Genomic DNA, 14,702 nt, shown 5'->3' with positions numbered 1-14,702 from the left:
GTCAGGTGGGATGATGCCCAGCCCCGTCGATCGATAACGTCACCTACCCGGCATCGCACCCGCTACTCTGACGGGGTCACCCGGAGGTGACCGGAGGCACATTCACGGGGCATGGGACAAAGGGTCGATTCACGAACTCGGGATCTCGTGAAAAACGCCGACGAGAATAGGCCGACCGCTGTGTCCGCATATCCTCAGGTCATCGAGGCGCACCCCGTTCCGAATCGGGATGATTCACGCGTACCGCCGTCCGATTGGAATCTTGACGGGTATCCCGGGAGCGGCTAGGCGAAACACAGTCTGAACACGTGTCGTATAAACTCCGCGGACAAGGCAGAGAAGGTGGGCACCCGCGGTCGAAGAAGCCTGTCGTCCTCCACGAGAGGGGCGGCGGGCCGCAGGCGCAGCCTCCGTTCCCAGACCCCGGCTCCCTGCCTCTTTGACCTCACCCTGAGAGCTGACAGCGCCGTCCGCCCCACCCCACGCCCTCGTGCCACCGTGCCTGTCCAATGAGAGGCGACCCATCATGCCGCTGCATGTCCCCCCGGCTCCCGCGCCCGCCCTGCGCTCCGTCCTCACGGCACTGGGTTCTCCCACCGCGGTCCGCGAGGCGAGGACTCCCTCCCTGCGCGCCGCCCAGGGACCCGTCACCCCCGAACTCCCGCTGCCCGTGCACGTCCTGGACCGGATCGCCCCCGAGGGCGCGTCCGCGACCAGGCTGGCCGGCTGGCGCTTCCTGATCCGCTGCGGGGACCGGTCGCTGGCCGCGGCCGAGACCCGGCTGACCCCGGACGGCTGGGCCTTCTCGCACTTCTTCGAGGGCCCGTACCTCGCCTCCACCGAACTGGCCCTGCGCCAGGCCGAGTCGACGACACAGCCGTACCAGGCGCGGCTGTTGTCCCTGCCCAGTCTGTACATGCTCACCCTGTGGCTGCACGGCGACTGCGCCTCGGACGGCACCTCCGGGCATCCGGCGGCGACCGACCTCCTGGTGCCGCTGGCCCCGGCGCCGCCCGGCATCGCCGCGCACCGCCCGCACCGGGTCGCCGAGTTGCTGCCGGTGCTCAGCCTCCGGGTGACCCGGCCGCCGCTGCTCGGCTCGCCGGCCTGACCGTCCGCGGTACGCCGTGCCCCGCCACCACGGCCCCGGCGGCGGGGCACGGCGTCCCCTCCGGCCGGGCCGGAGGGTCCTGGTCCCCGCACAGGGCCCTGGTCTCTGCGGACTAGCCCCATCCGGCCGGCCGGAACCACCCGAACTGACGGTGTGGTGGGAATGAACCGCCCGCGCGGGTGACGCGTCATGAACCTGTGAGAAGCGGTGCCGCGAAATCCCTGCGGAACAACGCCCGCGGGGCAACACTGGGTTCCGACCGACTTGTCACAACGGGGGGCGGCCATGAACGACGTTTCACGCCGCGGGACAGACACGACGCACCTTCCACCCACCACGCCTGAGCGAGAGATCCCCTCCATGTGCCAGCACCAGCCACCGTGCCCGACAGCCGACTCCGCCGACCGGGAATCCGCCCGCCTCGTGGCGCACCACCCGGAACAGGGCTGGAGCCTGCTGTGCAACGGCGTCCTGCTCTTCGAGGACACCGGCGAGATCCTGCCGGACGGCCGGATCATCGCACCGCACCGCCCGCTGGCCGGCGGCCGCGTCGTCACCGCGGCCTGAGCACCACCGCCTGAGCACCACCGCCTGAGCACCACCGCACCGCCACCACCCGGACGGCGCCGTCGAGCGCCGTCCACCGGCTCCGGGGGCCGGACCGCGCCCGCCGCCGCGCTCCGGCCCCGTCGACACCGGCGCCCTACCTCAGCGCCGCCCGGATCGCGTGGTACGCCGGTTTCGGCGCGAGCCGCTCGTCCCACGGCAGGGCCGCCCCCTCGCCCGGGAAGAAGTCGGGAATCCACGAGTACTTGTCCGTGTAGTCCCAGACGGTCACCCCGGCGCACCGCCGCACCGCGAGGCACGCCTCGGTCAGGTCCCGGTACCAGTCGGCCTGCTGAGCGAGCTTCTCCTCGGTCGCGGGCAGCTGCATCCGTACGTCGACCTCGGTGAGCGCGGTGTCCAGCCCGAGGCGGCCGAAGCGGCGGAGGTTGTCCTCCAGGCTCGCCGGATAGCCGTACTGCAGGGCGAGGTGGGCCTGGAGGCCGAAGCCGTGCAGCGGGACCCCTTGCGCCTTGAGCTCCTTGGCGAGGGCGTGATAGGCGTCGCTCTTGGGGCCGACGGCCTCGACGTTGTAGTCGTTGAGGTAGAGCTTGGCCTTGGGGTCGGCCTGGTGGGCCCAGCGCAGGGCGTCGGCGATGTAGCCGGGGCCGAGCGTCCGGTAGAAGACCGTCTCGCGGTAGGTGCCGTCCTCGTTGAACGCCTCGTTGACGACGTCCCAGGAGTAGACCTTGCCGCGGTAGTGCCGCACCTCGGTCTGGATGTGGTTCTTCAGGACGGCCCGCAGCTCGGGGGCCGTCCACTCGCGCTCGGTGAGCCAGCCGGGCAGCTGGCTGTGCCAGACGAGGGTGTGGGCCCGGACCCGCTGGTGGTTCGCGCGGGCGAGGTCCACGATCTCGTCGCCGGCGGAGAAGTCGAAGACGCCTTGCTGCGGCTCGGTGGCGTACCACTTCATGCCGTTGCCGGGAGTGATCATGTCGAACTCGTCGCCGAGGATCTCCGTGTAGGCGGTGTCGGTGAGTTCGGGGTTGTCGGTGGCGCTGCCGAAGTAGCGGCCGTGGCGCTCGGCCAGGTCGGCGAGCGTGCGGTGGTGCCGGTGCTGCGGGTGCGCCTGTGCGGCCGGGCCGGTGACGGCACCGGCGCCGGTCAGGACGGCGGCGAGCACGGCGGCGAGTCCGAGCCGGGTGCGGGAGGTGCGGGGCATGGGGCGACTCCTGGGCGATCGGTGATGTCGTCGAGTCGTACGGCCGCGGGGGCGCGCGTCATCCCTTCGTGGCGCCGGCGGTGAGGCCGCCGACGAGCTGGCGCTCGGCGACGGAGTAGAAGGCCAGGGCGGGGACCATGGCGAGGACGAGGTACGCGAAGACACGGGCGTACTCGGCCGAGTACTGGCCCTGGAACTGCTGCACGCCGATGGGGATGGTCCACCAGGTGGAGTCGGTGAACACCAGCAGCGGCAGGAAGAAGTTGTTCCAGCTCCCCACCACCGCCAGCACGGAGACCGTGCCGAGGGCGGGGCGGGCCATGGGCAGCAGGATCCGCCAGAAGAAGCCGAGGGGGCCGCAGCCGTCGAGGGTGGCCGCCTCCTCCAGCTCGGCGGGGATCTCCCGGAAGAAGCCGCGCAGGATGACGATCGTCATCGGCAGCCCGAAGGCGGCCTGCGGCAGGATCACCCCGAGGGGGTTGTCCAGCAGGCCGATCTGGCGCAGCAGCAGGAACAGCGGCAGGGCCGCCACCGCGAAGGGGAACATCAGCCCCAGCGTGAACAGGGTGAACAGCGCCTCCCGGCCGCGGAAGGCGAACCGGGCGAAGGAGAACGCGGCGAGCGCGGACACCGCGACCACCACCACCGTCGTGCCGATCGCGATCAGGGTGCTGCTGCCGACCAGCTGCCAGAAGGAGCCGGAGCCCAGGATGTCGGTGTAGTTGGAGGTCACCCACGACTCGGGCAGGCCGATGGGGTTGCGGGACAGTTCGTCGGTCGACTTGAAGCCGGACAGGACGGCGTAGACGAGGGGGACGGCCATCGCCGCGCCGACGGCGACGAGGACGAGGTGCAGCGGGAAGGTGCGGCCTGTCCTGCGGGCGTTCACGAGCCGCCTCCTCTCAGGGTCGTGGTGGCCCCCTCCAGATCGCGGCGGAGCACGAACCTCTGGTAGGCGAGGGCGAAGACGAGGCTGATGACGAACATGGCCACGCTGATCGCGCTGGCGTAGCCGACCTGGTAGCGCTTGAAGCCGTACTGGAACAGGGTGACGGCCATCGTCTCGGAGTGGTGGTCGGGGCCGCCCGCGGTGGTGACCCAGACCAGGTCGAACAGCTGGACGGAGCCGATGACGGACAGGAAGACGCTGATCCGCAGGGTCGGTGCGAGCAGCGGCAGGGTGACGTGGCGGAAGCGCTGCCAGGGGCCGGCGCCGTCGATGAGGGCGGCCTCGGTCAACTCGGCCGGGATCGACTGGAGTCCGGCCAGGTAGAGCATCATGTGGAAACCGAAGTACTTCCACGTCATGACGAGGAACAGGGTGGCCATGACGGTGGAGGGGTCGGCGAACCACTCCCCGCCCAGGCCGTCCAGGCCGACCGCGCCGAGCACGTGGTCGGCGAGGCCCTGGTCGGGCGCGAAGATCATGGCGAACAGCACACCGGTGATCGCCTCGGAGAGGATGTACGGCGCGAAGAACAGCATCCGGTAGACGGCCCGTCCGCGGATGCGCTGGTTGAGCGCGACCGCGAGGGCGAGCGCGAACGGCAGCTGGATCACGAGCGAGAGCACGACCAGGAGCAGGCAGCGCCAGAGGTCGCCGAGGAAGACCGGGTCGTCGAGGAGCCGGGTGAAGTTGTCGCCGCCGATGTAGTCCTCGGGCATGCCGAAGCCGCCCCAGCGGAAGAACGAGGCGTACAGCGCGAACAGCATCGGCAGCAGCACCAGCACGCCGAACAGCACCAGGGCGGGGACCTGGAAGACGACGGCGGTGAGCCAGTGGCGCGCGCGCCGCCGGGCCCGCCCCCGGTCCGCTCCGGCGGCCGGGGGCGGGGAGGCGGCGGGCGGGCCGCTGCGCTTGTCCGGAAGGTAGGTCGAGGTCATCGCCGGCTACTGCTCTTCCTTCGCGACCTTGGTGATCGACTGGGCGACCTGTGCGGGTGACTTGGAGCCGGCGACGAGGGCGGCGACGCTGTCGTTGATCTCCTGGCCGAGGGCCGGCGCGTAGGCCTGGTCGAGGTAGAGCTGGAAGCCGGTGGCCGCCTTCAACTGGGTCTGCACGGCCTTGAGGTTGGGGTCGGTCAGCGCGCTCTCGGCGGCCGGCACCACGGGCAGCACACCGGTCTTCTTCACCAGCTCGGTGTCGGTGGCGGCGGAGGCGAAGAACTTCAGGAAGTCGACGGCGGCCTGCGGGGCGCCGGCGCGCAGGGCGTGTCCGCCGCCGCCGCCGAACACCTCGGTGAGCTTGCCCTGTCCGCCCTCGACCTCGGGGAACGGGAAGAACCCGAGGTCGGCGCCGAGTCCCTTGCCGGCGTCGGCCTCCACCACCGGGGCCCACTGGCCCATCAGTTCCATCGCGGCCTTGCCGTTGCCGACGGTGGCGGCCTGTCCGGTGGGGCTGGAGTAGGCGGCGCCGAGGAAGCCCTTCTGGAACGGCTGGAGGTCGACCAGGTCCTGGAGGTGCTGCCCCGCCTGCACGAGACCGTCCCCCGTGAAGTCCTTGTCCTCGTTCGCCTTCCGCAGGGCGTCGATCCCGGCGGTGCGCATCGCGAGGTAGGCCCAGTAGTACATCCCGGGCCACTTCTCCTTGCCGGCCAGGGCGAGCGGGGTGATCCCCGCGGACTTCAGCTTCCTGACGGCGTCGAGGAATCCGCTCCAGGTGGTGGGCGGCTCGCCGACGCCCGCCCGCTTGAAGAGGGCTTTGTTGTACCAGAAGCCGATCATGCCGATGTCGAACGGTATGCCGTAGGCCTTGTCGTCCACCAGGTACGGCTCCTTGGCGACCGACAGCATGCCGCCGGCCCAGTCCTCGGTGCGGTCGGTGAGGTCCTCGACGAGCCCGGCGTCGACCTGCTGCTTCAGGACGCCGCCGCCCCAGGTGTGGAAGATGTCCGGCAGCTTCCCGGAGGCGATCAGCGCGGTCATCTTCGACTTGTAGGCGTCGTTCTCCAGCTGGACGATCTTGACTTTCACCTTGGGGTTCTGGGCCTCGAACTGCTTGGCGAGGGCGGCCCAGACGTCCTTGGTCGGCTGCGTGGTGGAGATGTTCCACCATTCGATGGTGGTCGTCCCCGACGACCCTCCGTCCGAGTCGCCGCCGCAGGCGCTCAGTGCCGTCATGCCGAGGCCGGCCGCGGCGGAGGCCGCCAGGAAGCCTCGTCGGGAGAGTCCCGGGTCGCCCATCATGCGCTCCTTGGGGTGCGGAACGGCCGGAACCGGCCGTTCGGAAAGTCGAAAGTTTCGGTGACAATCCAGAAAGCTTCGCTGCTGCCGCACCCTAGAGACAGCCTCCGATGGGTGGCAACCCCTTGAACACAGAGAAATTTCCGCACGTCCGTCAGACAGGTGGCAGACCGAACCTTCCGAAACATTCGACTATTGCGGCGAACCTTACGAAGGGGACCGCGGAACGCCGTCCGGGCAGCGACAGGACGGCGTGTCGGCTGCCCGGACGGCGCGGGGGAACGCCTCACCCGCGGCCGGTCAGGCCCCTGAGCGCGACGTTGAGTTCGAGGACGTTGACGCGCGGCTCGCCGAGGAATCCGAGGGTGCGGCCCTCGGTGTGCTCCTCCACCAGCTTCTCGACACGGGCGACGGGCAGGCCGTTGCGCTCGGCGACCCGGTGGACCTGGAGGCGGGCGTACGCCGGGGAGATGTCGGGGTCGAGGCCGGAGGCGGAGGAGGTGACCGCGTCGGCGGGGATCCGGGAGGGGTCGACCGTGAAGTCGGCCGTGGAGTTCTGCTCGACGACCCTCGCCCGGGCCTTCGTCACCCACGCGACCAGCTCGGGGTTGTCGGCGGAGAGGTTGGTGGCGCCGGAGAGCAGCAGCCGGTACCGGGTGTTGACCGAGTTCTCGCCCAGGCCGTTCGCCGGCCGCGGCTGGAACCAGTCGGGACCGTGGTCACGCTGGCCGATGAGCGAGGAGCCCACGACCCTGCCGCCCGCCGTGAGCTCGGAGCCGTTCGCCCGGTCGCCGAACAGCGTCTGCGCGATGCCGGTGACGGCCAGCGGATACAGGACGCCCGTCAGGAGGGTGAGCACGAGGAGGGCGCGCAGGCCCGCCCCCAGCAGCCGGGCCGTGTGCGGAACGGAGGTCTTCATGGGGATCAGCACGCTTTCGGGAGGTCACGGCCCGGTGACGAGGGAGAGGAGCAGGTCGATGAGCTTGATGCCGGCGAACGGCGCGACGAGACCGCCGAGTCCGTAGATCGCGAGGTTGCGGCGGAGCAGCCGGTCGGCGCTGACCGGCCGGTAGCGCACCCCCCTCAGCGCGAGCGGGACCAGCGCGACGATGATCAGCGCGTTGAAGATCACCGCGGACAGGATCGCGGAGGACGGCGAGGACAGGTGCATGACGTCGAGCCGGTCCAGGCCCGGATGGACGGCCGCGAACAGCGCCGGGATGATCGCGAAGTACTTGGCGACGTCGTTGGCGATCGAGAAGGTCGTCAGCGCACCCCGGGTGATGAGGAGTTGTTTGCCGATCTCGACGATCTCGATGAGTTTGGTCGGGTCGGAGTCGAGGTCGACCATGTTGCCGGCCTCCTTGGCGGCCGACGTGCCGGTGTTCATCGCCACGCCGACGTCCGCCTGGGCCAGCGCGGGCGCGTCGTTGGTGCCGTCGCCGGTCATCGCGACGAGCTTGCCGCCCGCCTGCTCGCGCTCGATGAGGGCCATCTTGTCCTCGGGCGTGGCTTCGGCGAGGAAGTCGTCCACGCCCGCCTCCTCGGCGATCGCCCTGGCCGTCAGCGGGTTGTCGCCCGTGATCATGACGGTCCTGATGCCCATGCGGCGCAGTTCGGCGAACCGTTCGCGCATGCCCTCCTTGACGACGTCCTTGAGGTGGACGACGCCGAGCACCCGCGCGCCGCGGTCGTCGTCGACCGCCACCAGCAGGGGCGTACCGCCCGCCGCGGCGATCCGGTCGGCCAGTTCCCCGGCGTCCGCGGCGGCCTCGCCGCCCTGTTCGCGCACCCAGGCGACGACCGAGGCCGCAGCGCCCTTGCGCACCCGGCGCCCGTCGACGTCCACGCCCGACATCCGGGTGCGGGCGGTGAAGGCGATCCACTCGGCACCGGCCAGTTCGCCCTCGTGCCGCTCGCGCAGGCCGTACCGCTCCTTGGCGAGGACGACGACGGAGCGGCCCTCGGGCGTCTCGTCGGCCAGTGACGACAGCTGGGCGGCGTCGGCGACCTCGGCCTCCGTGGCACCGCGCACCGGCACGAACTCCGCGGCCCGGCGGTTGCCGAGGGTGATGGTGCCGGTCTTGTCGAGCAGCAGCGTGGAGACGTCGCCGGCGGCCTCGACCGCACGCCCCGACAGGGCGAGGACGTTGCGCTGGACCAGCCGGTCCATGCCCGCGATGCCGATCGCGGAGAGCAGTGCGCCGATGGTGGTCGGGATGAGGCAGACCAGCAGCGCCACCAGCACCACCAGCGTGAGGTGCGCGCCCGCCCCCGCCGCGAACGCCGGCAGCGTGGCGCAGGCCAGCAGGAAGACGATCGTCAGCGAGGCGAGCAGGATGTTCAGCGCGATCTCGTTCGGCGTCCGCTGCCGGGCGGCCCCCTCGACCAGGCCGATCATGCGGTCGATGAAGGTCTCGCCCGGCTTCGTCGTGATCCGGACGACGACGCGGTCGGAGAGGACCCTGGTGCCTCCGGTGACGGCGCAGCGGTCTCCGCCGGACTCCCGGATGACGGGCGCCGACTCGCCGGTGACCGCCGACTCGTCGACGGAGGCCACGCCCTCGACGACGTCGCCGTCGCCCGGTACGACGTCCCCCGCCTCGCAGACGACCAGGTCGCCGACCCTGAGTTCGGCGCCGGGCACCACGGTCCCGTCGGCCTTGCGGGCCACGGCGTCCGCCTTGGCCCTGCGCAGGGTGTCGGCCTGCGCCTTGCCGCGTCCCTCGGCGACCGCCTCGGCGAGGTTGGCGAAGACGACGGTCAGCCACAGCCAGGCGCTGATGGTCCAGCCGAACGGGTCGCCCGGGTCCTCGAAGGAGAAGACCGTCGTCAGGACGGAACCCACGAGGACCACGAACATCACGGGAGACTTGACCATCACCCGCGGATCGAGCTTGCGGAACGCGTCCGGCAGCGACCTCACCAGCTGTCCGGCGTCGAACAGGCCCGCGCCGGCACGGCCCTCGGGCGTCCTGTGTCCCGTCGGCGCGTTCCGGTGGGGCGTCAGGGTGGGAGTCGACATGGGGTCCTCCGACTTCTGTGTGCGGGCGGCCGTCACGCCAGTCCCTCGGCGAGCGGGCCCAGCGCGAGGGCGGGGAAGTACGTGAGACCGGTGACGACGAGGATCGCGCCCACCAGCAGACCGGTGAACAGCGGTTTCTCGGTGCGCAGGGTGCCGGCGGTGGCCGGGACGGGCTGCTGCCGGGCCAGCGAGCCCGCGAGTGCCAGCACGAACACCATCGGCAGGAAGCGGCCGAGCAACATCGCGAGGCCCAGCGTGCTGTTGAACCACCGGGTGTCCGCGTTCAGGCCGGCGAAGGCCGAGCCGTTGTTGTTCGCGGCGGACGTATAGGCGTACAGGATCTCCGAGAACCCGTGGGCGCCGCTGTTCGTCAGGGAGTTCGCCGGGGTCGGCAGCACCATGGCGAGGGCGGTGAACACCAGCACCAGCGCCGGGGTGACCAGGATGTACAGGGCCGCCGGCTTGATCTCGCGGATGCCGATCTTCTTGCCCAGGTACTCGGGGGTGCGGCCGACCATCAGGCCGGCGACGAACACCGCGACGACCGCCATGACCAGCATGCCGTAGAGACCGGAGCCGGTACCGCCGGGCGCGATCTCTCCCAGCATCATGCCGAGCAGGGTGAGGCCGCCGCCGAGACCGGTGAGGGAGGAGTGCGCGGAGTCGACCGCGCCGGTCGAGGTGAGCGTCGTCGACACCGCGAAGATCGACGAGGAACCGACGCCGAAGCGGACCTCCTTGCCCTCCATCGCCCCGCCGGCGAGCTGGAGCGCCGGGCCGTGGTGCGCGAACTCGGTCCACATCATCAGGCCGGTGAAGCCGGCCCAGATGACGCCCATGGCCGCGAGGACGGCGTGGCCCTGCCGCACCGAGCCGACCATGAGGCCGAAGGTCCGGGTCAGCGCGACCGGGATCACCAGCATCAGGAAGATCTCGAAGAGGTTGGTGAAGGGCGTCGGGTTCTCGAACGGGTGGGCGGCGTTGGCGTTGAAGTAGCCGCCCCCGTTGGTGCCCAGCACCTTGATGGCCTCCTGCGAGGCGACCGCGCCCCCGTTCCACTGCTGGGGGCCGCCGGTGAACTGACCGACCTCGTGGATGCCGGAGAAGTTCTGGATCACGCCGCACGCGGCCAGCACGACGGCGGCGACGAACGCCAGCGGCACCAGGACGCGCACGACACCGCGCACCAGGTCGGCCCAGAAGTTGCCCAGCTCACCGGAGCGGGACCGCGCGAAACCGCGCACGAGCGCGACGGCCACCGCGATGCCCACCGCGGCGGAGACGAAGTTCTGCACGGCCAGGCCGGCGGTCTGCACGACGTGGCCCATGGCCTGCTCGCCGTAGTACGACTGCCAGTTGGTGTTGGTCACGAACGACACGGCGGTGTTGAACGCCTGGTCCGGTTCGATCGACCGGAAGCCCAGCGACAGCGGCAGCACGCCCTGGATCCGCTGGAGGAGGTACAGGAACAGGACCCCGGCGGCCGAGAAGGCGAGCACACCGCGCAGGTACGCGGCCCAGCCCATCCGCGTGTCGGGATCGGCTCCGATGGCCCTGTAGATCCACTTCTCCACCCGCCAGTGGCGGTCGGAGGAGTAGACCCGGGCCAGGTGGGAGCCGAGGGGGACGTGGGCGAGCGCCAGCGCCGCGACGAGCGCGAGCAGTTGGAGCACGCCGGCGAGTACGGGACCCATGCGGCTTCTCAGAACCTCTCGGGGAAGAGCAGGGCGAGGACGAGATAGCCCAGCAGGGAGACGGCCGCGACGAGGCCGACGAGATTCTCGGCGGTCACAGCTTCGTCACCCCCTTGGCGACGAGGGCCACCAGCGCGAAGACCGCGAGCGTGATGGCGACGAAGGCCGGATCGGCCATCGTGAGCTCCTGGGGTGGGGATCCGGGGGTCGAGGCCCGGTCGGACAGGGACGATTACAGGAAACAGCCGCCGTGACCGGAACCGGCCGCCGTTGACGGCTCTCATACGCCGCCGCGCCCGGCCTTGACGGGTCCCTTACGCCACCCCCGGCGCCACCCCTTGCGTCACCCCGGCACCGCCCTGGCGCCGCCCTCGGCACCGCCTCTGACGCCACCGCGCGGTGACGGCCCTCCCCGCCACGTCCGTCCCCCGTGCCGCCCGGCCGCTCCCCCGGCCCCGCCTGCCCCTATCGTGACCGGCATGCAGTCCTACACCATCGGCCAGGCCGCGCGCCTGCTCGGCGTGAGCCCCGACACCGCACGCCGCTGGGCGGACGCGGGCCGGGTACCGACGCACCGCGACGACACCGGACGACGCCTCATCGACGGCGCCGATCTCGCCGCCTTCTCGGTGGAGCTCGCCGGGTCCGGCGGCGAGGAGGACGCCCCCTCCTACACCTCGGCCCGCAACGCGTTCCCCGGCATCGTCACCGCGATCAAGCTGGGCGACGTCGCCGCCCAGGTCGACATCCAGGCGGGCCCGCACCGGCTCGTCTCCCTCCTGACCCGCGAGGCCGTCGAGGAACTCGGCCTGGAGGTCGGCATGGAGGCCACGGCCCGCGTGAAGTCGACCAACGTCCACATCGACCGCACCTGACGCGCGCCCGCGCGTCCCGGCACCTTGCGCACCCTGGCGCCTCGCACATCACAGCGCCTCGCACATGCGAACCTCCGTCCCGCTTTGGCGCCGCTCGTACAAAGCGAAAGTCGACCCACTCCTCGCATCTGCGGCATTATCATGTCGGCACGCGCCCGTTCGAGGGACCGCGACGACACCGAGGAGCGCACCGTGACGACCCGAACCGCCCGCCGGGCCCGCCGCACGCTGCGCCTGACGGGCGCCGGGGCCGCCGCGCTGCTGGTGCTGAGCGCCTGCTCCTCCTCGGACGACACCTCCTCCGGGGCCGGCTCCTCCGCGTCGGGCCCGGCGAGGCTGTCCGGCACGGTGACCGTCTTCGCGGCGGCCTCCCTCCAGGAGAGCTTCACGGCCCTGGGCGAGGAGTTCGAGAAGACGCACCCCGGCATCGACGTCGCCCTCAGCTTCGGCGGCAGCGACACCCTGGCCGCGAGCATCACCGGCGGCGCCCCGGCCGACGTGTTCGCCGCCGCCAGCACCAAGACCATGGCGATCGTGACGGACGCCGGGGACAACGCCTCCGCCCCCGTCACCTTCGCCCGCAACCAGCTGGAGATCGCCACCCTGCCGGGCGACCCCGACAAGATCACCACCCTGAAGGACCTCACGAAGTCCGGCCTCAAGGTCGTCCTGTGCGACGAGACCGTCCCGTGCGGCGCCGCCGCCCGCAAGGTCCTCGACGCCGCCGGCCTCGACCTCACCCCGGTCTCCTACGAACAGGACGTCAAGAGCGCCCTGACCAAGGTGGAGCTGAAGGAGGCCGACGCCGCGGTGGTGTACCGGACCGATGTGCGGGCGGCGGGTGACAAGGTGAAGGGCGTGGACTTCCCCGAGTCGGCCGACGCCGTCAACGACTACCCCATCACCGTGCTCAAGGGCTCCCGGAACGCCGCGGCCGCCGAGGCCTTCGTCGCCCTCGTGCGCTCCGCGGAGGGCCGGAGGGCGCTGACCGGGGCCGGGTTCCTGAAGCCGTGACGCCCCACGCCTCTGACCACCACGAGGGCGACCGGCGGCCCGGCCGGATCCGCACCGGCGTCCCCTTCGCCCTGCTGCTGCCCGCCCTCCTGGGCCTGGCCTTCCTGCTGCTGCCCCTGGTCGCCCTGCTGGTCCGGGCGCCCTGGCACAGCCTGCCCGGGCAGCTGACCAGCCCCGAGGTGTGGCAGGCCCTGCGGCTGTCCCTGGTCTGCGCCACGTCGGCGACCACCCTGAGCCTCGTCGTCGGCGTACCGCTGGCCTGGCTGCTGGCCCGCACCGACTTCCCCGGCCGCGGTCTGGTGCGCGCCCTGGTGACGCTCCCGCTGGTGCTGCCGCCGGTCGTGGGCGGGGTGGCCCTGCTGCTCGCCCTGGGCCGCAACGGCGTGGTCGGACAGTGGCTGGACGCCTGGTTCGGCATCACCCTGCCGTTCACCACCACCGGCGTGGTGCTCGCGGAGACGTTCGTGGCGATGCCGTTCCTCGTCATCAGCGTCGAGGGCACGCTGCGCGCCGCCGACCCCCGCTACGAGGAGGCGGCCGCCACCCTGGGCGCCTCCCGCTTCACCGCGTTCCGCCGGGTCACGCTGCCCCTGATCGCGCCGGGCATCGCGGCGGGCGCCGTGCTGGCCTGGGCACGCGCGCTGGGCGAGTTCGGCGCGACGATCACCTTCGCGGGCAACTTCCCCGGCCGCACCCAGACCATGCCGCTCGCCGTCTACCTCGCCCTGCAGAACGACCCGGAGGCCGCCATCGCCCTCAGCCTCGTGCTGCTGGCCGTCTCCGTCGCCGTACTGGCGGGTCTGCGCGACCGCTGGATGACCGCCTCATGAGCACCCCCGACCACGCGTCCGACGGCCACCCGAAGGACGCCTCCGGCCCCCCGGCGGACACCGTCCCGTCCCGCTCCACGCCGGACACCCGCGACCACGGCAGCAGCACGAGGACGGGCACGGGCGCCGCCGAGGGTCTCGACGCCCGTCTCGTCGTCGACCGGGGCGGCTTCCGGCTCGACATCGCGCTGAGCGCCGCCCCCGGCGACGTCGTCGCCCTGCTCGGCCCGAACGGCGCCGGGAAGACGACGGCCCTGCGCGCCCTCGCCGGCCTCGTCCCGCTCACCGGCGGCCGGCTCCGCCTGGACGGCCGCGTGCTGGACCGTACGCCGCCGGAGGCCCGCCCGGTCGGCGTGGTCTTCCAGGACTACCTGCTGTTCCCCCATCTGAGCGCCCTGGACAACGTGGCGTTCGGTCCGCGCTGCCACGGCGCGAGCAAGGCCGAGGCGCGTGCCCTGGCGGCACGGTGGCTGGAGCGGATGGGCCTCGCCGAGCACGCAGGCACCAGACCCCGCCGGCTCTCCGGGGGCCAGGCCCAGCGGGTCGCCCTGGCGCGCGCCCTCGCCACCCGTCCCCGGCTGCTGCTGCTCGACGAGCCCCTCGCCGCCCTGGACGCCCGCACCCGCCTGGAGGTGCGCGCCCGGCTCCGCCGTCATCTCGCCGACTTCGAGGCGGTCGCCGTCCTCGTCACGCACGACCCGCTCGACGCCATGGTCCTCGCGGACCGCCTGGTCGTCGTCGAGAACGGCACGGTCGTCCAGGAAGGCGTCCCCTCCGACATCGCCCGCCACCCGCGCACGGACTACATCGCCCGGCTCGTCGGCCTGAACCTCTACCGCGGCCGGGCCGACGGCCACACCGTGCGCCTCGAGACGGGTCCCGCGCTCACCACCACGGAGGTGCTCACCGGGCCGGTCTTCGTCGCGTTCCCGCCCGGCGCGGTCACCCTCCACCGCGACCGCCCCACCGGGTCCAGTGCCCGCAACCTCTGGCGCTGCGAGGTCGCGGGCCTGGAGACCCACGGCGACCAGATCCGCGCCGACCTCACCGGTGAACTCCCCCTGGCCGCCGACCTCACCACGGTCGCCGCCGCGGAACTCGACCTGCGTCCCGGCGCCACCGTGTGGGCCACGGTCAAGGCGATCCAGACGCACGCCTACCCGGCCTGAACCGTCCCGGGCACGTCGAGGCCCCCGCCCTGCACG

Annotated in this window: 14 protein-coding genes; 6 read left to right on the top strand and 8 right to left on the bottom strand. The window is 71.8% G+C overall.

The window, feature by feature from the left end:
- The first annotated feature begins 526 nt into the window (after positions 1–526).
- Positions 527–1,111: a hypothetical protein gene (locus ACZ5FU_RS28435; RefSeq protein ID WP_451529957.1), complete on the top strand. Its 585-nt coding sequence runs from the start codon at positions 527–529 to the stop codon at positions 1,109–1,111.
- 360 nt (positions 1,112–1,471) lie between these two features.
- Positions 1,472–1,678 carry a DUF5999 family protein gene (locus ACZ5FU_RS28430; protein WP_392242502.1) on the top strand — a complete coding sequence of 69 codons (207 nt, stop codon included), beginning with the start codon at positions 1,472–1,474 and terminating at the stop codon, positions 1,676–1,678.
- A gap of 136 nt (positions 1,679–1,814) precedes the next feature.
- Here the strand turns inward: ACZ5FU_RS28430 and ACZ5FU_RS28425 are convergent, their stop codons facing one another.
- The 8 genes from ACZ5FU_RS28425 to kdpF all read right to left on the bottom strand — a co-directional run bounded on the left by ACZ5FU_RS28425 (position 1,815) and on the right by kdpF (position 10,876).
- Complete coding sequence (locus ACZ5FU_RS28425) at positions 1,815–2,876, bottom strand: endo-1,4-beta-xylanase (protein WP_451529958.1); 1,062 nt, start codon at positions 2,874–2,876, stop codon at positions 1,815–1,817.
- A gap of 58 nt (positions 2,877–2,934) precedes the next feature.
- Positions 2,935–3,699, bottom strand: a complete 765-nt coding sequence (locus tag ACZ5FU_RS28420) for a carbohydrate ABC transporter permease (protein WP_363092998.1) — start codon at positions 3,697–3,699, stop codon at positions 2,935–2,937.
- 62 nt (positions 3,700–3,761) lie between these two features.
- A complete protein-coding gene (locus ACZ5FU_RS28415; protein WP_451529959.1) occupies positions 3,762–4,760 on the bottom strand; it encodes a carbohydrate ABC transporter permease in 999 nt (332 codons plus the stop codon).
- Between the two features lie 6 nt (positions 4,761–4,766).
- Positions 4,767–6,059 (bottom strand): extracellular solute-binding protein, encoded by a 1,293-nt coding sequence (locus tag ACZ5FU_RS28410; RefSeq protein WP_451529979.1) that lies wholly within the window; start codon positions 6,057–6,059, stop codon positions 4,767–4,769.
- A 286-nt stretch (positions 6,060–6,345) separates the two neighbouring features.
- A complete protein-coding gene (kdpC, locus tag ACZ5FU_RS28405; protein WP_451529960.1) occupies positions 6,346–6,978 on the bottom strand; it encodes a potassium-transporting ATPase subunit KdpC in 633 nt (210 codons plus the stop codon).
- A 24-nt stretch (positions 6,979–7,002) separates the two neighbouring features.
- Complete coding sequence (gene kdpB, locus ACZ5FU_RS28400) at positions 7,003–9,084, bottom strand: potassium-transporting ATPase subunit KdpB (RefSeq protein WP_468646620.1); 2,082 nt, start codon at positions 9,082–9,084, stop codon at positions 7,003–7,005.
- Positions 9,085–9,116: 32 nt separating this feature from the next.
- Positions 9,117–10,778, bottom strand: coding sequence for a potassium-transporting ATPase subunit KdpA (gene kdpA, locus ACZ5FU_RS28395; protein WP_468646621.1), 1,662 nt, complete (start codon positions 10,776–10,778; stop codon positions 9,117–9,119).
- Positions 10,779–10,786: 8 nt separating this feature from the next.
- Positions 10,787–10,876 carry a K(+)-transporting ATPase subunit F gene (gene kdpF / locus ACZ5FU_RS28390; protein ID WP_451529963.1) on the bottom strand — a complete coding sequence of 30 codons (90 nt, stop codon included), beginning with the start codon at positions 10,874–10,876 and terminating at the stop codon, positions 10,787–10,789.
- Positions 10,877–11,257: 381 nt separating this feature from the next.
- Here kdpF and ACZ5FU_RS28385 point away from each other — a divergent pair, with 381 nt between their 5' ends.
- From ACZ5FU_RS28385 to ACZ5FU_RS28370, 4 genes are all read left to right on the top strand, one after another.
- Positions 11,258–11,653 (top strand): TOBE domain-containing protein, encoded by a 396-nt coding sequence (locus ACZ5FU_RS28385; protein ID WP_451529964.1) that lies wholly within the window; start codon positions 11,258–11,260, stop codon positions 11,651–11,653.
- A 141-nt stretch (positions 11,654–11,794) separates the two neighbouring features.
- Positions 11,795–12,667, top strand: coding sequence for a molybdate ABC transporter substrate-binding protein (modA, locus tag ACZ5FU_RS28380; RefSeq protein ID WP_451529965.1), 873 nt, complete (start codon positions 11,795–11,797; stop codon positions 12,665–12,667).
- Complete coding sequence (locus ACZ5FU_RS28375; protein WP_451529966.1) at positions 12,664–13,497, top strand: ABC transporter permease; 834 nt, start codon at positions 12,664–12,666, stop codon at positions 13,495–13,497. The genes modA and ACZ5FU_RS28375 overlap by 4 nt, the downstream gene beginning before the upstream one ends.
- A complete protein-coding gene (locus ACZ5FU_RS28370; RefSeq protein WP_468646623.1) occupies positions 13,494–14,666 on the top strand; it encodes an ABC transporter ATP-binding protein in 1,173 nt (390 codons plus the stop codon). The genes ACZ5FU_RS28375 and ACZ5FU_RS28370 overlap by 4 nt, the downstream gene beginning before the upstream one ends.
- Positions 14,667–14,702 lie beyond the last annotated feature (36 nt).

Source organism: Streptomyces sp. NPDC031554 (assembly GCF_055580685.1).
The sequence above is the reverse complement of the archived record's forward strand: the minus strand, read 5'-3'. Positions and strand labels throughout refer to the sequence as shown.